The sequence below is a fragment of the Lysinibacillus sp. UBA6686 genome (genome assembly GCF_002455205.1).
In the GTDB taxonomy this organism is placed as follows: Bacteria; Bacillota; Bacilli; order Bacillales_A; family Planococcaceae; genus Lysinibacillus; species Lysinibacillus pakistanensis.
In genome coordinates this window covers 1-23,115 of sequence record NZ_DKJS01000028.1, presented here as the reverse complement: position 1 = coordinate 23,115, position 23,115 = coordinate 1, and the positions used below count along the sequence as shown (strand labels likewise).

Annotated in this window: 27 protein-coding genes and 1 pseudogene; 8 read left to right on the top strand and 20 right to left on the bottom strand. The window is 34.4% G+C overall.

The genetic code is table 11. The features are described from left to right. Nucleotides 1–306 precede the first annotated feature (306 nt). The 4 genes from B2R82_RS07605 to B2R82_RS07590 all read left to right on the top strand — a co-directional run bounded on the left by B2R82_RS07605 (nt 307) and on the right by B2R82_RS07590 (nt 4,056). Complete coding sequence (locus B2R82_RS07605) at nt 307–1,248, top strand: helix-turn-helix transcriptional regulator (protein WP_286924290.1); 942 nt, start codon at nt 307–309, stop codon at nt 1,246–1,248. Nucleotides 1,249–1,370: 122 nt separating this feature from the next. After that, nucleotides 1,371–2,384 carry a DUF418 domain-containing protein gene (locus B2R82_RS07600; protein ID WP_286924307.1) on the top strand — a complete coding sequence of 338 codons (1,014 nt, stop codon included), beginning with the start codon at nt 1,371–1,373 and terminating at the stop codon, nt 2,382–2,384. A gap of 240 nt (nt 2,385–2,624) precedes the next feature. Further along, nucleotides 2,625–2,870: a hypothetical protein gene (locus B2R82_RS07595; RefSeq protein ID WP_286924289.1), complete on the top strand. Its 246-nt coding sequence runs from the start codon at nt 2,625–2,627 to the stop codon at nt 2,868–2,870. Between the two features lie 733 nt (nt 2,871–3,603). After that, nucleotides 3,604–4,056: a hypothetical protein gene (locus tag B2R82_RS07590; RefSeq protein ID WP_286924288.1), complete on the top strand. Its 453-nt coding sequence runs from the start codon at nt 3,604–3,606 to the stop codon at nt 4,054–4,056. Between the two features lie 106 nt (nt 4,057–4,162). Here B2R82_RS07590 and B2R82_RS07585 read toward each other — a convergent pair whose 3' ends face one another. From B2R82_RS07585 to B2R82_RS07560, 6 genes are all read right to left on the bottom strand, one after another. After that, nucleotides 4,163–4,585: an ester cyclase gene (locus B2R82_RS07585; RefSeq protein WP_286924287.1), complete on the bottom strand. Its 423-nt coding sequence runs from the start codon at nt 4,583–4,585 to the stop codon at nt 4,163–4,165. A gap of 378 nt (nt 4,586–4,963) precedes the next feature. Next, complete coding sequence (locus tag B2R82_RS07580) at nt 4,964–6,169, bottom strand: EAL domain-containing protein (protein WP_286924286.1); 1,206 nt, start codon at nt 6,167–6,169, stop codon at nt 4,964–4,966. A 451-nt stretch (nt 6,170–6,620) separates the two neighbouring features. After that, nucleotides 6,621–7,724 (bottom strand): TFIIB-type zinc ribbon-containing protein, encoded by a 1,104-nt coding sequence (locus tag B2R82_RS07575; protein ID WP_286924285.1) that lies wholly within the window; start codon nt 7,722–7,724, stop codon nt 6,621–6,623. Between the two features lie 14 nt (nt 7,725–7,738). Next, nucleotides 7,739–9,070: an SPFH domain-containing protein gene (locus tag B2R82_RS07570; protein WP_286924284.1), complete on the bottom strand. Its 1,332-nt coding sequence runs from the start codon at nt 9,068–9,070 to the stop codon at nt 7,739–7,741. A 172-nt stretch (nt 9,071–9,242) separates the two neighbouring features. Further along, entirely contained in the window at nt 9,243–9,617 is a 375-nt protein-coding gene (locus B2R82_RS07565) for a DUF423 domain-containing protein (protein WP_286924283.1), read from the bottom strand. Between the two features lie 11 nt (nt 9,618–9,628). Next, nucleotides 9,629–10,054: an acyl-CoA thioesterase gene (locus B2R82_RS07560; RefSeq protein ID WP_286924282.1), complete on the bottom strand. Its 426-nt coding sequence runs from the start codon at nt 10,052–10,054 to the stop codon at nt 9,629–9,631. Nucleotides 10,055–10,456: 402 nt separating this feature from the next. Here B2R82_RS07560 and B2R82_RS07555 point away from each other — a divergent pair, with 402 nt between their 5' ends. Next, nucleotides 10,457–11,179: a hypothetical protein gene (locus B2R82_RS07555; protein WP_286924281.1), complete on the top strand. Its 723-nt coding sequence runs from the start codon at nt 10,457–10,459 to the stop codon at nt 11,177–11,179. A gap of 185 nt (nt 11,180–11,364) precedes the next feature. Here B2R82_RS07555 and B2R82_RS07550 read toward each other — a convergent pair whose 3' ends face one another. From B2R82_RS07550 to B2R82_RS07525, 6 genes and pseudogenes are all read right to left on the bottom strand, one after another. Beyond that, nucleotides 11,365–11,502, bottom strand: a complete 138-nt coding sequence (locus tag B2R82_RS07550; RefSeq protein WP_286924309.1) for a hypothetical protein — start codon at nt 11,500–11,502, stop codon at nt 11,365–11,367. An 11-nt stretch (nt 11,503–11,513) separates the two neighbouring features. After that, nucleotides 11,514–11,912 carry a hypothetical protein gene (locus tag B2R82_RS07545; RefSeq protein WP_286924280.1) on the bottom strand — a complete coding sequence of 133 codons (399 nt, stop codon included), beginning with the start codon at nt 11,910–11,912 and terminating at the stop codon, nt 11,514–11,516. Between the two features lie 101 nt (nt 11,913–12,013). After that, nucleotides 12,014–12,353 (bottom strand): annotated as a pseudogene (locus B2R82_RS07540) (winged helix-turn-helix transcriptional regulator). Nucleotides 12,354–12,397: 44 nt separating this feature from the next. After that, complete coding sequence (locus B2R82_RS07535) at nt 12,398–12,556, bottom strand: hypothetical protein (protein WP_286924279.1); 159 nt, start codon at nt 12,554–12,556, stop codon at nt 12,398–12,400. Between the two features lie 285 nt (nt 12,557–12,841). Beyond that, nucleotides 12,842–13,165, bottom strand: coding sequence for a hypothetical protein (locus B2R82_RS07530; RefSeq protein WP_286924278.1), 324 nt, complete (start codon nt 13,163–13,165; stop codon nt 12,842–12,844). A gap of 419 nt (nt 13,166–13,584) precedes the next feature. Beyond that, entirely contained in the window at nt 13,585–13,728 is a 144-nt protein-coding gene (locus B2R82_RS07525) for a hypothetical protein (protein WP_286924277.1), read from the bottom strand. A gap of 738 nt (nt 13,729–14,466) precedes the next feature. Here B2R82_RS07525 and B2R82_RS07520 point away from each other — a divergent pair. After that, a complete protein-coding gene (locus B2R82_RS07520) occupies nt 14,467–14,583 on the top strand; it encodes a YjcZ family sporulation protein (RefSeq protein WP_286924276.1) in 117 nt (38 codons plus the stop codon). Nucleotides 14,584–15,030: 447 nt separating this feature from the next. On the opposite strand, the gene B2R82_RS07515 is transcribed toward B2R82_RS07520, so the two are convergent. The 4 genes from B2R82_RS07515 to B2R82_RS07500 all read right to left on the bottom strand — a co-directional run bounded on the left by B2R82_RS07515 (nt 15,031) and on the right by B2R82_RS07500 (nt 17,684). Further along, nucleotides 15,031–15,423 (bottom strand): RidA family protein, encoded by a 393-nt coding sequence (locus B2R82_RS07515; RefSeq protein ID WP_286924275.1) that lies wholly within the window; start codon nt 15,421–15,423, stop codon nt 15,031–15,033. 381 nt (nt 15,424–15,804) lie between these two features. Next, entirely contained in the window at nt 15,805–15,933 is a 129-nt protein-coding gene (locus B2R82_RS07510; protein WP_286924274.1) for a hypothetical protein, read from the bottom strand. Nucleotides 15,934–16,133: 200 nt separating this feature from the next. Beyond that, nucleotides 16,134–16,754 carry a hypothetical protein gene (locus B2R82_RS07505; RefSeq protein ID WP_286924273.1) on the bottom strand — a complete coding sequence of 207 codons (621 nt, stop codon included), beginning with the start codon at nt 16,752–16,754 and terminating at the stop codon, nt 16,134–16,136. 255 nt (nt 16,755–17,009) lie between these two features. Further along, the gene (locus B2R82_RS07500) at nt 17,010–17,684 is read right to left on the bottom strand and encodes a M15 family metallopeptidase (RefSeq protein WP_286924272.1); all 675 of its coding nucleotides are present in this window, start codon (nt 17,682–17,684) and stop codon (nt 17,010–17,012) included. 384 nt (nt 17,685–18,068) lie between these two features. On the opposite strand from B2R82_RS07500, the gene B2R82_RS07495 reads away from it, so the two are divergent. Next, the gene (locus tag B2R82_RS07495) at nt 18,069–19,229 is read left to right on the top strand and encodes a Ger(x)C family spore germination protein (protein ID WP_286924271.1); all 1,161 of its coding nucleotides are present in this window, start codon (nt 18,069–18,071) and stop codon (nt 19,227–19,229) included. A 536-nt stretch (nt 19,230–19,765) separates the two neighbouring features. Here B2R82_RS07495 and B2R82_RS07490 read toward each other — a convergent pair. Next, a complete protein-coding gene (locus B2R82_RS07490; RefSeq protein WP_286924308.1) occupies nt 19,766–20,002 on the bottom strand; it encodes a hypothetical protein in 237 nt (78 codons plus the stop codon). Nucleotides 20,003–20,267: 265 nt separating this feature from the next. Between B2R82_RS07490 and B2R82_RS24045 the strand changes: the two genes are divergently transcribed. Continuing rightward, entirely contained in the window at nt 20,268–20,399 is a 132-nt protein-coding gene (locus tag B2R82_RS24045; RefSeq protein WP_313373289.1) for a hypothetical protein, read from the top strand. Nucleotides 20,400–20,452: 53 nt separating this feature from the next. Here the strand turns inward: B2R82_RS24045 and B2R82_RS07480 are convergent, their stop codons facing one another. From B2R82_RS07480 to B2R82_RS07470, 3 genes are all read right to left on the bottom strand, one after another. Continuing rightward, entirely contained in the window at nt 20,453–21,499 is a 1,047-nt protein-coding gene (locus B2R82_RS07480) for a threonine aldolase family protein (protein ID WP_283868220.1), read from the bottom strand. Further along, nucleotides 21,486–21,944, bottom strand: a complete 459-nt coding sequence (locus B2R82_RS07475; RefSeq protein WP_283868221.1) for a MarR family winged helix-turn-helix transcriptional regulator — start codon at nt 21,942–21,944, stop codon at nt 21,486–21,488. Before B2R82_RS07475 ends, B2R82_RS07480 begins: the two co-directional genes overlap by 14 nt. Before the next feature lie 208 nt (nt 21,945–22,152). Next, on the bottom strand, nt 22,153–22,716 hold the full coding sequence (locus B2R82_RS07470) for a DUF1697 domain-containing protein (RefSeq protein WP_286924270.1): 564 nt from the start codon (nt 22,714–22,716) through the stop codon (nt 22,153–22,155). Between the last annotated feature and the right edge of the window lie 399 nt (nt 22,717–23,115).

The window sequence follows — 23,115 nt, the reverse complement described above, 5'->3', positions numbered from 1 at the left end:
ATGTTGATTTTCCCCAATTTCAGTCGTTGTTAATACATAAAATTTTTAATCTGGGTATGGAAAGCCTTCAATGTGCTCCACAATGTAATCTATAGTAACCATTATCTGCTTTCCCTTCTCCTTCCTCTAGCCATCTTAAATCATCATTTTCTGTTGAGAAAAGTCCCTAAACTAGTCCAATAAATAAAGTAATCTAATCTATCTTGACATACCTTTAGCTCTCTATTTTTGCTAAAATCATTAACTATGGCTATACTAAACGTAAAACATGACAACTAATGGCATGATTAAAGAAAAGGTGAAAATATGTCTAAGGCCCAACGCTTATTAGATATTCTTATGTTTGTTAGTACCAAAAAGAATTTTACTGCACAGGAAATTGCTGATGAATTTAAGATTTCCATTCGAACAGTTCACCGCTATATGCTGGATTTAAGTGATATGGGCTTACCTATTTATGCGGAACAAGGACGTAATGGCGGCTATACGGTACTGTCGAGCAGGCTGATTCCCCCAATTTTATTTACTGAAGAAGAAGCGGTATCGATTTTCTTTGCGTTTCAAGCCTTCAATTATTATCGTGATTTACCCTTCGAGACAGAAATCCACTCCGTTTCTCGCAAATTATATAGTTCTCTACAAAAGGAGACACAGCAAAAGGTAGATAAGCTTCAGTCCTATGTTGCCTTTTGGAGCCCTAAAAGATCAATTGAGACACCATTATTAAAAGATGTTTTAGAAGCAGCCATTGACAATAAACATATATGGTTTCAATATGCATCAAAAAAAGGCACCACCATAAAATATGTTCACCCTTTTGGTGTCTATGCACAAGATGGACTATGGTATATGCCTGCCTTTGATTTAACAAAGGAAAAGATTCTGCTGTTTCGAGTAGACCGAATACACGCTATCATCGAATATGAAAACAATAGCAAGGAATTTTTAAATTTGCAGCAATGGTTCAGCAACACTTATGTGATTAACCACCCCATTCGGCTACATGTACAATTAACCAGCGAGGGTGTCCGACAATGTAAAAGTGTACCTAGCTTTGAAGAGTTGGTAATTACTAAAGAAGATGGGTCAGGCTATATCGATTCCTTAATTGATGAAGGAGAGCTTCATTTTATTAGCTCCCTTTTCTATCGGCTTGGTGTACATGCAAAAATTTTGGAACCACAAGCATTGATCGAAAATTTACGACAGCATGCAAATGATATTTTAACCATGTATCCACAAATGTGAAGCTGGAGATGACGAATTTGTAAGATTCACGTAACATTCATCATTACTACAGTTCATGCAACTCACCTATACTTTGTATAGAGGAGGAGATCATATTGCAACCAATTGATTTGAACAAACGAATGGATACATTAGATTATTTAAGAGGCTTTGCATTATTAGGCATTATTCTAGTTAATATTCCAGGGCTTCTGTGGATTGAAGCACCAAAAAGGCCGATAGATATTGCGTATCATCATATACTAATGCTTTTTGTGGAAGGGAAATTTTTTACTATCTTTTCATTTTTATTCGGTGTAGGCTTCTATATTTTTATAGCTAGAGCTTATGCGAAAAATGAAAAGGCATTTTTATTATTTATTAGAAGAATTATTATTTTATTCCTGATAGGGCTTGTACATGCTTTTTTCCATCCTGGAGAAGCCTTAACGGTATACGCGATATTTGGTTTACTAGCTCTACCATTCTATAAAGTCCGAAAAGAAATCAACCTTACAATAGGACTTATACTGCTAGCTATAACAGCTTATTACGGTATAAAGATCGCGATGCCACTTCCACTAATATTACTTGGATTAGCTGCTGGACAATATCGTATTTTTGAAAATATGAATGTCAAGCGAAAAAAGATTATTGTCTTTACGATAATGATGTTCTTCATCTGCATTGGAGGCTGGCTTTACCAATGGAATTATGTACCAAATTCACTTATTGACTTCAATTCGCTATCAGAGGAAGAATTTGCTGAGCATATCACAAATATTGAACAGTTTTCATTAATAGGACTACAATTTAGCCCATTTGTTTCCGCATTTTACGTAGGCTTAATTATTCTGCTACTACAGCTTCCCTTCTTTAAATTTGTGCTCTCTCCTTTAAAAGGGTACGGACGAATGGCTCTTACCAACTATTTAGGGCAAACAGCTCTTATATTAGTTGTAGGTCATGCTTTTCAGCTAATTGGAAACATTAGCTACATCCAATCTCTATGGATCTGTCTAGGCATTTATATCATTCAATTATTATTTAGTAGGCTTTGGCTAAAATTCTTTCAATTTGGTCCATTTGAATGGCTTTGGCGAATGGGGACTTATTGGACTATACCTTCCATGTTTAAAAGCACTAGAGATTTTTAAGATAAAATTGGCTACTACCTAATCAAGTACTTTGCTCACTCATATACTGATACTATACCCAACTAACTTCCATCTTTGCTCATACCTTCAGTTAGAAACACATCCTCAATAAGCTACTTTGGTCACTTCTCAAGAGTGACCCCTTTTTTATTCTAGATCGCTACATGTTAAGGCGCTGCACAAGTCTTTCATCATATGCATAAATTGTAAAGAAAACCATTTCTGTATGGAGGAAAAATGATGAACAATAAGAAATCAACTCCCAAAAATCAACTTCCAAAATCAGAAAATCAAGCGACTAAACTTGCCCTGATTGGTAGTGCCATTACAACCCTTGGCGATGCAATCACAACAATTGCTGCGGGACTTGCTTTAGATGAGGAATTAAACGAAAACAATAACTCGAATAACGATATTGAGAGATTGCAAAAACAGATTGATGAACTGAATAATGAAATAAAGCAAATAAAAAAGATGATGCGCTAATGCGTTTTTTTCATCTGGTTACCAAGAAAAAATGCTATAAATTATCAAAAGAACATATACATTCATGAGAAAAACGCAAAATGTCCATGGACAAAAAATGAAGTACATGGACTTTTTTATCTTTTTGTCTATCCTTTTTTATAGAAACATAAAATACCCTAAAAAAAAGACCAGCTACTCATCAATATCGAGTAGCTGATCTCCTTTAGGTTGGTTACCTACTTACATATTACAAAATCGTACTCAACAAAGTCTGAACAAATAAGATTAATAGTGATAAATCTAAAAATCCATAACTCACCACTGCTAGAATTTGAGGACGTATCAGAAGTGAAATGAGATTCAACTACATATATCGAGCTCGTAATATATGACCACCCTGCAACAGCTGAATGGACTAAAACTTCATCGTATTTCATTAATTCTTTCAGATTTCTTCCTAAAGGACTTGAAATATTTCTAATTACAAGACCATGCGTTAAAAAATAGGCTTAGATTTGCTCATGAAGTTTGATGCAGCCTAACCTCTCCCATTCCCATACTGTACATATGACCATCCATTTTCTACAAAACGAATACAACCATTTTATGCTGTAAAGTAGCAACTGGTTTGTTGATGGTGCCTCCTTTACAACCAAGCCACTTTTACTCTCTTCAACATCATTGAAATTTACTAAAATAATTCCTTTTATTTACTGTATAATATTGCTATAAAAAAGGAGGTGAACTACATATGAAATGGGAAAATTCAGATAATACTTCTGAAACTTTAGTTGATGGTTTATCAGCACAACTATTCAATACTAACTATACTATTGACATCATCAATAAGAATAGTGGTTCTGAAAATTTTTTCACATTTTTGCCAGCCTTCAAAGATGCTCTTACAACTCCTAGGTCATCCGAATTATATGGTTTGGCAGATTTCCTTCCCTATTCTTTAAAGCAAGAAGAGTTTAACAGACAAAGTCAACAATTAGTTTCTGAAATTCTTAACTATCAATTTATTGATTCAACACAACCTAATAGCTTAGGACAAACAGTCAATAAAGTACACTCAATTGAGTATGATACAGAAAATCAAACATACACATTGGATATCAGTGTAGTTGGTGTTCTTAAATGCCCAAAGATAAATTTTCCAGCACCATCAGTGATTTCTAAAAAATATACTAGTCAATTTTAGGGACATCTTATATTTTGCACTTCTAACAACACGAATGGGTATAAAAATGCCAAAGCGTTAAACAGCGCTTTGGCATTTTTTAATAAAGGGCGATATATGCCCCAAGTTAATTACTTTTATTACGTTTGAGTTGGTTCTCAATACCAGCCCGATCAATTTGAATCCAATATTCTGCTATTTTTTCTTCTTCAATTCTATATACTGCGCTTGCTATTTCAATAACTGGTAGATTTGTCGGCTGATATCCATCGACTTCTCCGACATGGGTACCAACTTGTTTCCAGCGTACATATACTTTATTACCTTGCACCATAAACTCTTGGATTTCTAATGAAAAATCGCCATATGTTTCTACCATTTCTTTTACATGGTCCGCATAATCTTTGGGTGATCTAGTAACCGTTAATTCTTCTTCAGAAGTAACTTGGTGTGCCAGTACTTGGTCTGCCATTAATTCAGTTGCGTAATCAAGATTATTTCCTGAACGTACTTCTTCAAAAAATTTTTTAACTATTTGCTCTGGTGTCATTTGGGACCTCCACTCCATTTATACATTTTGCGAGGATAACAATATCTCCCCATACTTCATAATAATTCGAGAGGCTATAAATTGAAATCATATTCTATAAATTACACGCTTAAAACCACACAAAGCTCTGCCCTTCCTAAGTGTTATAATTACTTTCTAACAGCCAATAAAAGGGGATAAAACATGTCTAGAAGCCTTTAAACTTTTAATATAATTGGATCACCTACATTGCTGCTTTTGATAGTGTGGCATTGATACCGTATTGTGCCGTTTTTGCCCGAACGACCATTTTTTAATGGTGTCACATTCTTTTTACACAAAATTGGGGTACAAACGTAATTTGTACCCCGCAACCCTTGCTATATAAGCATTTTTAAACTACCTAAATATACTATGCTCATAAAGGTAATCATACGATAGATCGACAAACAAGTATTCATGCTCGTTAATGGCGATAGAAAACGTCCTTGTGATTTCCCCTGTTTCAATATCCCGATATAACTCAGAAATTTCTCCGCTTTGATCATTGCGCATCTTGATAATGGTTTGTAGGAAATATGGGCGCCAGCTCCAATTTTTATTGATTGCTCTTGGCTGTAATTCCCACTTCCCATCTATACGCATGATGTTGGGTGATAGTTGGAAACCGTCCTCATTACAAATATAAAGACGGAACGAATAATGATCTAATAGCTGTGCTAAATGCTCCAAATGAGAGATGCTATCACTAGAAGGTTTTACTCGATGGATAATTGCTTCTAGCTCCTCTCTCAGCTTTTTCAGCTCAAAATATTGTGTCTCTAGCATTTTCTTCTCAGAGGTAATGAATTGCTGACATTCCTCTTTGAAGCGCTCCTTTAATATATCCTTCTCAACAAATGTTATTGCAGGGTTTGCTAAGTAAGGCCCCTGATAGTACCGTCCTCCATTTTTCCAGGCAAATTGTAACTGATAGACAGTTTCAATTCCTTCAAATAAGAGGTTTGCCCCAATTTTATAGGCTAGCCCCCCTATTGCTGAAATCATATCGGATTGAGCGGACCAAGAATCATAATTTAAATCTCGTGTATTGACCTTTAGAATTTGTGGGGATAACAGTGCAATATGCTCTAGATGACTCTCTGCACCGACTTCCTGAACAGCAATTTTCACACCATACGTCGTAAAGTAACGCAATGCATGGTGTAATTTATGGATATCCCCTAAAAAACGATGCTCCGAAACGACCAATACAATCCGGTGGAAATCTTCTTCTCGAATATATTGCTGAATAATATTAAAATGACTCTCTCCAAAATCTTGCATTAAAACATTGGGATTACTTGGGATATATATATCAAGCTCTGGTCCAATTTCGTCTATTTTAACTAATGCAGCATGCAAAATTTTATGTTCCATGTCAATACGATACTCCTCTGGAATATCTTCATTATTAACAAAATCCTTTAAATTAATTTGTTGACCCTCAATTTGTAACTGTCCGGAAATTTCGTAGGCAATCACCGTATGCGCATCTGCGCTAAATATCGGTTGAAAATACCCATGTATTTGATCTAAATTTGTTAACACTTCAATTGCGTCCATTGTCGAAACCTCCATACATGAATAACCAAGTAACCGTTATTCAAGAATAGCATTACATTCAAAGCTTATTTGTAAAAAAGCTCTCTGACTGTATCATAATTTGTTTACAGTAAATTCGCAACTTCACTTGCCATAAATTGTTCAAAATTAATTGTGGAAAATTTTTTATAGCTCCTAGCAATTACTTCTAACACAAACACTTTTTACAGAAATGAAATCCTGCTTTGAGTGATTTCACTTTATCACTATACCTTATGCAGTAGGTCTTGGTGTAAGTCGTGATAGCTAAGGATATTTCACCTATTTCCTTGTCATTATTCATTCGTTCACCCATTATTTTGGACGATTTTACGAAAATTTGGTTCGGTGGTAATCTTTTCTCCAACCATTCCAAATAAAAAGCAGTATTCCTATTCATGGATTTTAAGCCCCACAGGAATACTGCTTATAATTATTCTGACATAAAGAAATACCAAATAATAGCAATCGTCACTAATGATAAAATGACAGCAATTGTGACCCGAAGCGCTGAAATCGGAGCATCTCCACCTACTTGACCGGTTTGTCCGTTCACCATAAAACGGAATATTTTCTCTTTGTAACGGAACGAGGACAGCCAAATCGGTAACATTAGATATTTATATGTAATATCATCATGTGTAGTAGAAAAACGTAAACTGGATACAACGTCTGCATTTTTCTCCCAACGAATTTTAGAAGTGATTTGTGCATGTAAATGATCATGAATTTCCTTCTTCGCTTGGCCCCAGCCATCCTGCAAACCAATACTGTATCGTTCTGATAGAAAGCCAGCTACATATTCTGGTTTATAAGCTTTATTATTAAGTAGATTGAAGGGTTCTATTTTCCTCATCATATTGCGATCATATCGAGTGGTAGCACTAATTAAATGATCATCGATAAATTCCTGATAAAAACCGCTCGTTGAATACCAGTCTGTTACAGTTTGAGTTTTTCCATCCTTATCAGTAACTGTACGATGTTTACCATATCTTGCAGAATACCTTGAGCTTGTTTTCGTATCAAAAGTCCAATAAGGTAAATATACACCTTTAAAGGAGTCAGGTTTTGCACTTATTTTTGCCGCTCTAGGAGTAAACCATCTTCCTTTAATCCATTTTTGAAAGTTCTCACCAGCTTGCTTATCGGTAATTTCAAAGGCGCAAACCCCATTTGGTGCCAATGTATTTTTTGCACTTGCCTCCATTACCTGATTAGAGCCACAATAAGGACAACGATCAGCTACCTGTAAAGCATCATAAATTGTTTCTGCTGCGCAAGCCTCACAGATAACTGTTTTTTTCTCAACACCCCAGTTAAAATTTCCACGTTCTTCAGCCATTGCAAAGTCCATTTCCTGGGCAACTTTTTCTTCTTCCTTTTCTGGAATTGCAATTTCAGACTCATAACCACAATAAGGGCATGAAAGTTTACCGCTTGCTGGATTAAATTCAATAGAGGCACTACATGATGGACACTCAGCATCGAAATCAAGCTTTACTTGTTTAACATTTTCAGCTTCTTGTGTTGACATCACTAGTCATCCCCTTACTTAATGTCATTTTCATCGAAAACATCTCCACATTCAGGACAGAATTTTGGAGGATTCCCAGGATTCTCAGGCTCCCAGCCACATTTATCACAAGCATACTGCAAAGTCCCTGAAGGTTTTTTGGTTCCACATTCACCACAGAATTTACCTTTGTTGACTGCACCACATACACATGTCCAGCCCTCTTCTTGCGGCTTTGCTCCCCCACAGTTTGAACAGAATTTCCCAGTATTCTCATGGCCACATGCACATGTCCATACCCCAGAAGCTGAAGTTGCTTGACCCTGTGCAGCAGCTTGTGCCATTTGAGCTTGCTTATTTTGCTCATTCATTTGATAAAGTTGACCGGGGTTAACTCCACCAGCCTGTGCTGCCATATTCATACCCATAAAACCAGCAATTGCGCCACCCTCGTTATTTGCAGCTGCAATCATTGCTTCCGCCTGAGCACCTGTTAAATGTGCCGCTGCCATACCTGGATCACGCATCACTGCATTTCGTTGCAATTGCTTAATCATTGCTTCATCTTCTTCAGATGCTTTTAAAGAGCTAATACCAAATGAGACAACAGCTAATCCACGAGTTGTCAGCCACTTTTCTGATAACACTTTATTAAGAGCATCTGCTAATGCTACAGTATGTGCAGGAATTTCACTATAGCGTACTCCACTTGCGGAAATATGTGCAAAAGCTGGTTGTAACGCAGTCATTAGCTCCGTTTTCAGTTGACTATCAATGGCATCCCTTGTGTACTCACGTTCAACATTTCCACAAACATTTGTATAGAATAATAATGGATCAACAATTTTATACGAATATTCACCATGACAACGAATGGCAATATCAATATCCAAACCGATATTACGATCAATCACACGGAATGGAATCGGTGCTGGTGTCCCGTATTTATTACCTACGATTTCTTTTTTATTAAAGTAATACACACGTTGATCCTTTGCTGGTTCACCCCCAAATGTAAATCGCTTGCCAATCTGCTTAAATGTTTCCATAATTCCTTGAGATAAATCACTGCCGTACATAATGGAAGGTTCAGTGGATGTATCGTACACATACTCACCAGACTCTGCAGAAAATTCTACTACCTTCCCCTGTTCAACGATCATCATACATTGTCCTTCATTAATGGCAATAATAGAACCATTGCTAATAATATTGTCGTTGCCCTTATTAGAGCCGCGTTTGGAGGTACGCTTTACACCCTTTTCAACCAGCACATCCGATGAAAGAGAATCACAGTAAAAATACTCACGCCATTGATCTTCCAAGACGCCTACTAATGCGCCTACTCCTGCTTTTAATAACCCCATAAAATTCCCACCTTCAACATCTATATTTAAGCTTATTTTATCATTAAAAATAATCTAATCTCTATGTAGTACGCAAGATTAGACAAATTGTTTCATATTTTTTAAAACTACTGTAAAAACAAAACGAGGTTACCCAATGAAAAATCATTTAGCGTAACCTCGTTATTAATGATTATGAAAGCGCAGCGATAGCTACAAGAACCCAAGCAATGATAAATAGCAGTCCACCAATTGGCGTAATTGCACCTAGCTTTTTAACACCTGTTAAGGCTAATACATATAAACTGCCAGAGAAAAACACAATACCGGCGAACATTAAGTAGCCTGCCCAAGAAAGTATACTAGAAGCACCTAAAAGGGCATCACTTGATAAAATACCAAGACCTAGAATGCCTAATGAGTGGTACATATGATATTGCACAGCAGTTTCCCAAATTGCCGCATAGTATGGAGACGAAAACTTATCCTTTAGAGCATGGGCTCCAAAGGCACCAAGGACAACACCAAGTCCAGCCAAGATAGCTCCTAAAGTAAGAAAAATTTCCATATCTCGTTCTCCTATTTCGCCTCACGAGCGATTTCTTTATATTTCGCATCCCATGCTGGATCAATTTTACTTAAAGACACAGGACGCAGTGTATCTTTATGTGCAAGGATATGTACGGACTGTGCTGTCGCTGCAATCGTGCCGTCTTCATGTAAAATTTCATAGCCATATGTCGTACGCAGACGGTCATGCTTTTCAACCCATGTTCGTACAGTAGCTACTTGACCATAGTGCATCGCAGCCTTATAAGAAATGGATAAATCCATAACAGGAGACACATACCCGTCCTTTTCTAATGCTGCATACTCAAAGCCAGCATCACTAACAAGCTGTGTACGTCCAATTTCCATCCAAACGATGTAGTTCGCATGGTACACCACGCCCATTTGGTCTGTCTCAGCATAGCGGATTTCAATTTGTTTTTCACTTACAAACATTTTCTTCACCTCGTCCTACATTATAGCGTAAAAATATTGATTTGGTGGGTTTTTGCTCTAGGGGAATTGGAAGATTGAAAAAATTGAGAAATGTTCTTTTGATATTTAATTTAAAAACAAGTTTTTGCAATAATTAACTTAATTCCATATAAACTCGTATTAACTCTTTTAATTGGGGTAATTTCTGGGGTACCAATTAAGATCCTTTATTAAACAAGTAACGAGCAGGTGCAATATATATTAAAAAAAGTCTACGATCACTAATTAATATTGATTGTAAAATTTTGAAACCTACAGAAAGCAAGAGGAAAAAATGACCTATCTTTAAAACAAATACCAAGTATAAATTATTTTGGATTTTAACCGATGTATATTAAGAGAAGTAAATGAAGGGGCGATATTATGAAAGTGAGTTTGAATAGTTCATCGGTTGAAAGCGGGTTGCAAAAATGCAATATCGGCATGTTTAACAAAAGCAATAAAGGCTCTATTAACACAAATGGAAGTACGAAAAATAGCGCAGCAGTTATTTTTAGCCGTTCACCTTTTAGTCCGAACGTGTCTAACGATACATTAAAAGATTTTTCGAATGACTTAGCTCGATTAAAGTTAAGCTTAAAAAATAATTCCGATAGCAATTCTGATAACGAATTATTAGGCGAGTTTTTGACAAAAATTGAACAATATAAGGAAAAAGGCATATTTGACGGACAGGCAGACGATAACAACACCAACCAGATTTTTCAGAACAGTGTTTTAGATTTGGTTGATGAATTTCGCGCTAAAGCCATAAATGAAGAGGCTCAAAATTATTTTAAGGAAAAGAATGCAAGAGCTGATATGGCAATGTTTCTTATCAGGGGTTTAGGCATAACAAGTGGGGAGGTTCATGTTTCTGAGGAGGGCATTTCTCGAATGATGAAGTTATACGAGGAAAAGTTAAAAGACGGTACGTTAAATTCTGATAATGCTGAAATACTCGATATGGACGCTTTTAATAAATATCGTGAAAAAAATAACAAGGATATTGAAGAAGCAATTAAAGAGCGTGAGGCATACAGCTTATTATTGAAAAAACTTGACGCATTTAAAAATTCTTTAGTCCAGTATTTCGAAGGGAAATAACAAACTGCAATAGATAATCCCAAACATTAGAAGTTTTTAATCTCAAATAGTTTGGGATTTTTGAATTTGTTATGGAAATTTCAAGTCTGTATATTGAAAGAACACCGTCATTAACAGAAAATGCGCCATAAGAATCAATTTTTTTGCATTTAAAAGATGAAACAACTATAGAAAAATGTGAAACATTAGAAGATTATATGATGTATTACAACCATTATCGAGGGCAATGGAATTTGAAAACCTACCGCCTCAACACCTGCATCAAACTCCACATTTTTTAAATTGATTACCTGTCCATTGTTTAATTGTACTTGATAATTCATAGTTCTATTTATTATGCTTTAATTTTTATAAATTCTACTTGATCACTTTCTGTGCGAACATAAAGCCGGTCACCACAAGCACCATTCCAATCTAATCGCATTCCACTTGTATTGGTTAATAATACTGAGCGACCATCTATAAATAAGTAACCAGCTGGAACACTTACACCGTTTATAGCACTTAAAACGATAGAATCATCTATATCTCCTCTGATAGTCATACCTTTTGCTGAGTCTCCAAAAATAATCTCGTATTCGCCATCAAATCTATCCCCTATTGTTAAATAGTTTCCTACCTTAATATTGTCTTTTACTTGGATAGTAGCAGCACCAGAAATAGAACCACTAACCATTACTGCACCATTAAGATTTATCTTATCAGCATTAATTGTCTCTGTAACAGTAAGCAAACAACCACCTTCTTTCTAATAAAAATACGTCACTCAAAAACGAGTAACGTTACTGAACAATATGGAACGTTTATTTTTTACATCAACTATAAAGAAGGTACTTAATTATTGGAGTTTTTTTCTCCCCACTCACATAACTGATCCAAAACAGGTAGTAGAGTTTTTGCTTTATGTGTGAGACTGTACTCAACTTTAGGAGGAATTTGGGGATACTCTTTTCCGATTAACCATCTCATCTGCTTCCAATTCTTTAAGTTGTGAACTTAATTTTTTAAAGGTAATAGCTCCTATTTTCCTTTTCAAATCATTAAACCGAACTGTTTGATTTTCTGCAAGAATATAAATAATAAGAATTTTCCATTTACCACCAATCACTGACAATGCATATCCAAAAGGCGTTTCTTGAATATTCCCCTTCTCTTTATAGTCAGCCATCCCCATATTTACACTATCCTTTCTGGTAGTACCTTTCAAAAATGTGCGTGCTATTTTTTTGCATCTTCCACTTTATCTCCACTATTCTTTGTTAATAGCTCAATAATTTTTTTATTTTGTTCAACTTGTATATTACTATTTAAAGCAATAATTCTTAACCATCTAAATAATAATGCTATTAAAATTATTAGTAAAAGTAAAAACAACATTTAACTACCCCACTTCCTGCATTAATTATCATCTAAATTTTCAAAGGAAAGGATATTTTACCAACTTATAAAAAAGCCTTATCGCAAACCCATAATGTAAAATTTATTGACCTCAATAAATAAAATACACGCAAAAGGATCAGGCACTCATTTTAGTGAGTCCTGATCTTTTTAGAGGTAAGTACAAATCCTCCTATTTTCTAATGAACTGACTATTGTGAGACAACCATATTAATCAAAGTCTTTTTCATACTCAATTAGAATTTATATACTCCATCACTATTTTTACGGTGTATACTCATACATCCATCCTGTATAATAGTACCCCCATTTATCTTTAGACTGATAATATAAAGTTCCTCGATAGTGTTTACCCATAGTAATCATAGTATATTCATATGTTTCACCCGCATAGTACGGTATAACTGTAAAATGCATTCTTGGGTTCGTACTAGTAGAAGTTAATAGTTTTGTTTCTTGTCCTGTTGAATAGTTAATAGTTTCTGTAGAAACAGTGGAATTAACTTCTTGTGCTGATGAGCTTAATGCTCCTGGAAAAATTAACGTACCACAAACAACTAAACCAACAACTATTTTAGATATTTTCACAACATGTACTCCTTTTATTTTTATAATTTCTATCTAACTGTATAAATCCATAGCATAATCACTTATCTCGCGAGTTAACTAAAGTCTATCAATACCAATGCCGAAGTTACAATGGTGAGTTTCCGAAATCTCATTTTCGGTCACCTCCTTTTTTGCCGCGGTTTTACTTGTTTTTTTACCTTATACCGCCAAATTACGCCAAGTACAACGCCATTTTTTGGGCGTCCAGATATTTTTTAAATGTCATAAGATACGTTTTTAGTGAACTTTTTTGTTAAAACACTTGATTATTTTACTTCATTTCTCCATAATCCCTAAAAAGGATAATATTGGTATTTTGATTTTAAAAAAACCAACTTGGCTAAAAATATTAGCTTTGATGAACTTTATATATGATTATTTACCACGTATTTGCTGAATCAAGTTACAAGGCCCATTAAACGGTCAATCATCATCGTACTATTCTGTAAATCCTTCAAATGCGATTTCTGAATAATGGTTTTAAACGCCTGTGCAAAAAAGTTTTCTTTTTCGTTTTTATAACTGGTGTACCAAGGTTCCATATTTGAGTCAATTTGATTTCCTACTTTTTATCTCTACGATTAGTTATACTTTCATTTTGCTTTTACTTGGAATGATTAGTTGACCTTCTAATTTATTACCTACAGGTGTCTTCTAGTTTGCTTTAACCTCAAAGTGTGGCCAATCAATATTTACCTTTCCTACAGCGGAGGTATTGCCTTTTTGGGCTCCTAGCTGCTTTTCTTCGGTTGCATCCCTCGACCATCGCGGCTCTTATGGATTGAGCTATATTTTATGCTTTTCAGCAAGATCAACCAGTGCAATCTTCGTGGTTTCCCACTCCTGTTTAATTTCATTCCAATTGCTATATTTAATAAACACCACCTCCAACATTTTTTAATAAAAAACACCCACATTAAGGAAATGCTATAAAACTTTTAATTTTAATACGAAATCTTACTACTTGTGCCATGTTAAAGTAGCACTTCCAACGCCCTTGTAGCATTCAACGAAGCTACGGCTTTTTTATTTTTAAAATCTATTTCACAGACAATTCACTATACAAACACAGCTATCATGTCATATTAATAGTAATGTAAAGCTAATTTAGCCTTACACCTCCGAATTTTTTTACTAAGGGTCACTCCTATCCCAGGTGACCCTTTTTTATTGACTTATCTCACAAAAATATATTTTTTAATGCTCATAGCTGAGTAGTTTAACAACCCTACTCCTTCTCTGCAGCCAACATAATATATAGTAAAAAGGAGGTGTTTTTTATGGGATACTACTGCGGCGGTGGCGGCGGTTATGGTAATGGCTCATCATTCGTTCTAATTGTCGTTCTATTTATTCTTTTAATTATTGTTGGCGCTACATTCATGACTGGATATTAACATTCCTTAAGGGTCACCCCCCAGCCTAGTGACCCTTTTTTTAGTTTCTTGCCTCAGAATGCCTAACCTTACTGAACATTTTGAATTGTTCATTTTTGAATTCTCTTTTTTATCCTTTTGATTAGTTGTACTTTCATTTTACTGTTACTTGGAATGTTTAGTTGTCCTTCTAATTTATAACTGAAGGTATCTTTCAGTTTGCTTTTACCTCAAAGTGTGGCCAATCAATATTACCTGTCCTAGTGCATCCCCATGAATATCTAGCTTTTTAGCCTATTTAAAGTATGAACATTTAACTATCCTTTGGAGCTGAAGCCCATTCATTAAACTTGGATGTTATCCAGTCACCTAAAATTGACTGCATAAAAGAAAAACCAGAACGGAGAAATCCATTCTGGTTGTAAAACATTTCATAATCTTTTTGGAGGATATGATCGATTTTTCACTTTATTTAGCAGCCCATATATCGATTTCTATTTTAATATCCGATAAACCTAGTGCTGACACGTAGGCAATGGTCATTGAGGGATAAGAATCACCAAACATAGTATCCCATTTGTGATCGAAATAATCCCAATCTATTTCCTCTGTTGCCCAAATGTTTGCCTTCACAACATGTGTGGCATCCATTCCCTCAGACGCTAAAATAATTTCGATATTTTTTAGTGTATTTACGATTTGTTCATATATAGTTGTCGGCAATTGATCATCATGCCCTACACCGATTTGTCCAGAAAATGCATATATTGTCGCATCTTTAGGAATGATTGTTACATGGCTATATTTCCCAACAGGATTTGGCACCTGCATTGGATTTTTTCGAACTAATTTTGATTTCATTGATATAATCTCCTTTAGGTTACTATTTTTCTAAAAAAGGGCAGACTTCTCCCTTGAACATCAATTTTAGAAAAAAACAGCAGTGGAGAATCCTATACCCATACTTAAAAAACGAATAGATCTTTTTTTCATAAGAATTCTCCTCCTTTACCTAAAGTTACCTTTACTTTACCATCTCTAGCCTAGTTAATCAAATAAACAATATATTTTTCATAATTTTTTAATATTATTTCACTTAATTTTTATGTTAGATTGGAGATTTACTCTCATTTCTATATAGAGGTTACTCATTAACATTAACTAAAACCACCCATAAAGTGGTCTTTAACATATTTTTAACTACCAATTCACAAAATTCATCACAATTTTTCCTAGAATACACTATCTCAATCCTTTAATCAAAGCACCAAGTCCTTGATTTCTGTAGCCTGCATCTAAAGCCCTCTTGAAAAGTCCATGGGCAAACATCGGAAATTCATCGTTAATTTCTGCTTCTTGGGCTTGTGCCATAAAAAGGGCAACTGAATAGTCATGTCATTCTGTTTTTTCAACATGACTTTATACTGTTTACTTTTCAGTGGCAAATAGAAAGTTGGTAAATAAAAAAATATTTAACAATACTCCTTCATCTTAAAAGATTTGAATTTTATCCGTATATTTTTCCTACACTAGCAACAGAAAAGGACCCATTAGAGTCCTTTTTAATTTAATTATCCTTTTAGATCATCTGGATAAACAATTGTGTTAATTACTTCTCCGTTTGATTCGTCTTTAAAAATAACTGTAACCTTAAATTTCTCAGAATCAACACCACTAAAAAGTTGATAATACATGCCTGTGAATGCTAGTCCCATTGAAGCCATTGCGTCAAAACTGTTTTCAAATTGTTCTTTATTGACAGTTAGCGTAAACTCAGTAAAGGATTTATTATATGAAACATCCTTGATTGAGGCAAAATCTTTGCTAGTTTTTATTTCTTCAATCGTTTCTAAAATATCCTTTTCCATCTCCTTCATCATTTCTTTATGAACGGATTTAGACATTTTATAAGTGACCGAACCGTCATCGTTTTTAATGACTTCCTTAATCCCTTCTTTTTTTGCTTCAGTAATAGCAGAATCGATTTCCTGGCCTTCGAAAAGGGAAGCTGGAATTGTAACCTCCACATTTAAAAGTCCTTTATCAACTTTAAATGATTCATTTTTAGTTTCTTCTGCTGCTCTATCAGCATTTTCGCTTTTCTTACCACTTTCACTCTCTTTATCTTGACCACATGCTACTAGTAAAATACTGAATAACAATGTTAGTGGTAATATAAGTATTTTTTTCATTGTTTGAGCCCCCTTCTCCATAAATATACATAGGTTATGGAGGAAGTTCTATTGTTATTTTTAAATTTATGCACATATACCAATTTTTTGATAAAAAATACCCTCCAATCATGTGATAGGTTACATTATCTGAAGAGAATTATTAAACATGTTCACAAACATCCAAAATTAAAGCCTCTTCATGTAATTTTTACTTCAGCTTCAAATCTTTGAATTCAAGCTATTTAGTAACCAAATCTTCTTTCTTGAAACTGTTTATAAATTACTTCGTCTTTGCTGAATCGTAATGTATAAACCGATTAGACGATCAGTAGTCATTGCACCATTCTGTAAATCCTTCAAATGTAATTCCTGAACAATGCCATCTTTAACTGCCTGTGCAATAAAATTTTCTGTTTCAGTTTTCATAGTTGGAGAGCCTGGATTCCATGTTTGCGTCACTTTTATTTCCTCCTTTTTTCTGTTTTCAACAATTACTTCAACTTTCGTTTTACAGCTATTTGGCACAATAACCTTGTTTTCCAATTTATAGCCCACTGGCATCTTCCAATTTGCTCTAGTCTCAAAATGTGGTCGATCTATTCTACCAACCCAGTCACCCCCCCATGTGATTCCTAGCTTTCTAGCAATAGCCCCTACTTGAGTGAGCGTCGTTACATCATATAAGGAATGAGGAGGACCAACAGCAATATCCCAAGCTAACCGTGACTTATGATTGCTGGCTAAAGTCCATGTAACAATTTGTCCTGGCCTTGTACGTCCTTGTGCATAAAGAAAATTTTGTCGTTCTTGTGAGCGATAAGTCTCTGTAATAAAGATATTTTTAATTCCAGCTTTAAAACACTCCTGAAATAATAATCGGCAAGCAGTTTGTGCAGCAGGTAATAACTCAGCTAGGTCTCTACAAGTGGTCGTTACGCTTGAACTCATTTGCTATGTCCTCCTTTTTGGTTTGAAATATTCTTTTAATTTCTTAATAGAAACAAATCTCTGTCAATTATATCTTTTGTCCCTTCACACTTAAACACTTTACAGGAATTTTATGCTAAAATTATATCATAATGCCAAATAAAAAAGCACCCTCTTTAATACAACTTCGGAACAAAAACATTTTCTTTATTATCCGAGCTATAGTATTTAACAATTTGTCACTTCTAGATTTAGTAGTGATTTTTTGTTTATCTTATTACGAATAAGCCAATACTAAACAATATTAGGTTTATTACTATGAACAATGATTAGCCCCATCTATCCCCCTGTGTTCATAGTAATGGACCATGATCCGATTCGACACATACCATTGGGAGGATACATATGAATAAACATCCTTTAACCCTTTTCATAATTATAGTTAGTACATTCTTATTATCAGGTTGCTGGGATGTTAATGAACCTCAAAGAATGTATTATATTAATGCCGTTGGTGTTGATTTTAAGGATAATCTGTATGAGGTGTATGTTCAATTTATTAATTTTGATGATGTGGCGAAATCAGAACAGCCAAATCCTGAAATTGTACCAGCAGAGATAGGCTATGCAAAAGGAAGGACAGTGGATGAGGCTATATACAAATTATATAATTCAAGTGATCAAAAGATTTTTTGGGGACATATGAGATACATGATCTTCTCAGAAAGTGCTTTAGAGGATGAGCGAAGTATTCCAGCGATTGATACATTTATTCGTTATAGAGATACACGATACCAAATTTGGGTCTATTGTACAAAAGATCCAATAAATGAAATATTACTCACAACGCCACTATTAGAAGGTTCGCATGCTGTTTCAAAATTAAGTAATCCTATAAATCCGACTAGAGAAGAAACATTTATATTACCAAGAAACCTGAGAGACCTAGTTATTGGATTAGATGAACCAAGCCATGAAATTAATCTCCCCTATGTAACAATGAAAAAAGATTGGGCAACAACAAAGGAAGCCACAGAAGAGACCTTCTTTTCAGGCATTGGTATATTATCAAAAGATGGCTTTAAAGGAAGTATAGAGAATGTTTCAGCAAGAGGATTTCAGTGGACTCACGATGAGACAAAACAAGGAGAACTTACTATTAAATTAGATAATCCTGAGGACTATTTAACTGTAAGTATTGAAAAGCTAAAAATTATAGTGGAACCCATCATAAAAAATGAAAAGCAGGTTTCATTTGAATTTCATATAAATATTAACGTTACAATCAATGGATTTAAAACAAAAGTTACGACAGATGAATTAAGAAAAAAAATAAAAAAAGAAATGAGAAAAGAAATACGAGAAACGTATAGAGAGGGGCTAAAATTAGACGCAGATATATATCGTCTATCAGAAGTACTCTATAGAGATAACGTAAAAATGTGGAAAGGGTTAGAGAAAAATGGAAAGATCCCATTAACAGAAGATTCAATTAGTAAGATCAATATCCATATCAATAAAATAAACCCAGGAAGAAAAACATTTGCTGAAACAATAATAGAATAAATACAATATAATCAGGAAAATTACTAAAGTAGTTAACAAGCCTTTACAACCATAAAAAAGGACCAGGTTCAAAATTTAATAATTGAACGCTGGTCTTTAATAGTTGTTTTGACTTCATGAATCGATTCAATTGAGGCACTTTAGATATTTCATAGTATGTACTCCTTTTTATTTATTTATAGTCTATTTTTAAAACAAGTGCTCATTCTATGAATACTATTCATATTTTCTTACCTTTGGGTTATTTCTAGCCTATCAATAGTTATACCGAAATTTCAATTGTGGATTTCCGAAAGTAAACCTTTCGGACACCGATTATTTTCCTTTCGGTTTATGTTGAACACTACATGTTTTCACTATGCTTTAATATCTAGGTTTCCTCAAAAAAAATGACTAGGCTCAAAATTGAATGCCTAGTCATTTTTTCATTGATTCATGACAACTTTAGATTATCATATAGCTCTATACAAAATCTGAACAATCAAAAGGCAATTTAAGCTCAAAAATTATTCACAGTAACTAAAGAGAAATGACAATTAATCACAAGAAGAACCTCCGTCTGATGAGTCACTGTAATTTGAAGTGTTGTCTGAACAATGATTATTGTCGTTGTCTTGTAAAGAAACTACTGAACCCGTTGAAATAAAATCTGTTGTACCAGTGCCTGAATGTCCAGAGCGGCTTTTTGCATTTATATTATGTTTTGACTTCTTTATGTTGAGTAAAAATCCCACTAAAAGAATCATGACCACACTTACAACAATAAATTCCATTCTTTCCCCTCCCTGCGAATTCATTAATTTTTTTGAAACATTATATTCAATTCATCTCTTCATCGTTATCGTTATCGTTAATTGGTTTGATATTGATATTAAGCTTAATGCCTCACTAAATGGTTTTAAAGGCAAAGTAGTCTCCAAGGAAATTAGGGAGAAGATCACAAAACAAATAAAAAAAGAAGTAATGGAAACTTATGAGGAAGGATTACAAATAGACACTGATATTTAACGTTTATCTGAATATCTTTATCGTTAAAACGTGAAAGTGTGGAAAAATTTAGAGAAGGATGGGAAAATTCCATTGACGAAAGATTCAATCAGTAAACTAGCTGTCCATGTCATCAAAATTAATCCTGGAAGAAAAACGTTTGCTGAAACAATAAAAGAGTAAGTAAAATTGCATTACCAAAGCCCCTCTAAGGAACTTTGGTGATGCATCGTTTTTTAGCCGTTGATTTTCAGTTGTTTTATATCCTCTATCAGCATGTCAACATTTTCTTTTTTTGTCGCCCAGCTCGTACAAAATCTTACAACACTAAAATTAGCATCGATCTGTTCCCACATTGAAAAGGCATATTTTCCACTTAATTTAGCAAGCATATCGTTTGATAAAATTGGAAATTGTTGATTTGTTTTAGAATCATATCGTAGAGAAAACCCATTTTCAACAAATGCTTCTCGAATCTTCATTGCCAATGCTACAGCATGACTAGAAATCTCATAGTATAAGCCATTCTCAAATAATGTCTCAAACTGAATTCCTAATAATCTTCCTTTAGCCAATAATCCACCTTTTTGTTTGATTAAGTATCGAAAATCCCTTTTTAAGTCCTCATTTATGATAACGACTGCTTCCCCAAATAATGCGCCTATTTTGGTACCCCCAATATAAAACACGTCGCAAAGCCTCGCAATATCCACTAGCGATAAATCGTTATCCTTAGAAGCCAATCCATACCCTAATCTTGCACCATCCATAAATAAAGGTATACCACACTCACGGCAAATTTTACTTAATTCTCCCAATTCCTTTTTACTATATGTCGTTCCATTTTCTGTAGGATGAGAAATATAAACTAAGGCTGGCTGCACCATATGTTCATGAGTAGCATCGTTCCAATGGGTATCAAATAATTCTTTTACCTGTATTGCTTGAATTTTTCCATCTTCACTCGGAACGGTCAGCACTTTATGGCCCGTTGCTTCAATTGCCCCTGATTCATGAACAGCTATATGACCTGTTTTTGCTGCAACAACGCCTTGATGAGGACGCAAAATTGAAGCAATAACGGTAGTATTTGTCTGTGTTCCCCCTACTAAAAAGTGTATATCTGCATTGTCTATACCACACTCTTTTTTAATATAAGCTCTTGCTTTTTCACAATGCTCATCCATTCCATATCCAGGAGACTGTTCTTCATTCGTTTCCACGATTCTTTTTAGTATATGTAGATGGGCACCTTCTGCGTAATCATTTTCAAAACGTATCATTCAAATCCCCCAATTTATCTAATTTTTGCTGAATCAACATCATAGAAGAATGAACTTCTTTTATTTCCTTCTGTGAAAGACCATGAAACAATTTAACAATTTGCTCATCCGATTTTTTATTTAGCTGCTTAAATAAATCAATCCCCTTTGGTGTTAAACTAATAAGGCTTGTTCTGCTATCAGCTGTTGAAGCCTTTTTACGAATGACACCATCTCTACCTAGCTTGGCAATAATTCTACTCATATAACTTCGATCAATATCAAGCTTCTCAACTAAATTATTTGCTATACACTGTTCCATAAATCCAATTTCTAGAATAATCCTTGCCTCAGTAAATGAATAATCGGTATTTAGCACATGACTATCCAATAAATTTAACAGCTTTGTATAAAAGCGATTAAATTTCCGAATATCAGAGACAATATTGTTATCTTCTAAGCGCATTAAGAGGCTCCTTTTTAATGGATTTTGTCAACTATATTTCATTTAGTGGACTTTGTCAACTTTTAAAAAGATTAGAAAAAATCAAAAGAGCATGCTTTGAAATAAAAATTAGTCAAAGCATACTCTTATTTTAATGTGGTAAATTTTATTATTTTTAAAATCTATAGATATATCAAATGAAATCTTCACTAAGCGTTAGCTCTTCCTACTATTTAGAGTAGAACTCTTCAACCATCTTTAGTAGCTTAGAAAGCGTTTTCCAATTACGGACAGTCGCTGGAATACCCAAGATATCTAATTTGCTGCCAATTTTTGAATTTCGAATACTGTCATAAAATAAAAGATAGACATCTCTTCCCTGGATCACAGCAAGTTCCTTTGTATTTGTAAAAGATAAACACTTCTCACTATCAGCCATTGCAGGTGAGGCCGGCAGTAAAGCGACATGTAGACACTCCCCCTTACATGAAGTGCTTGCTTCGATAATTTTTTGCTCTGAAAAAGGGCATTGACGCACGATTTGTCGTAATTCTTCAGCCGTTCGAATGACAACTGTAGTGAATATTCCAAAATCCTCATTAATTTTTTCTTGCATTTTCTTTTGTAAATCTTCCTCATATTCATTTGATTCAAAAATGATATTTCCACTTTGAATATACGTCCTTATATTCTGTAATGCAAGTTGTTTAAGAGAGCTTTTTAATTGTGCCATTATGATTTTATTATGGCCTCCTACATTAATTCCTCTAAGTAACGCAATATATATCGTCATTTCCTTTTTCCTTTCTTAGGAACATATTAATTGATAATCAAGTATAGCTTTAGCCAAATAGATACCTGGAATTTTCACTAAACTATCTACGTCAGAATGCTCTTCATCTACAATCGCAAAAAAATTAACTACTTCTTCATACTTATATCTAATTGATATTAAGCAAAACTATTAATAATTTTTTTAATCAGATAAGGATTGTTCATTAATATTACAGGCAATGACTGAAGCCCCTTCCCATAAGCAATATTTAACAACTTCTCATCGAATCCCTGAAGCGGTGCCAGTTACGTTTATTTTTCTATTTTTCAGCCCTTGATATCTCCTTCATACTCTAAATGCACATAAGAAAAAACAGGTGAATTCATTGTTAATTAGTAAGCCCGAAATACAAAAATA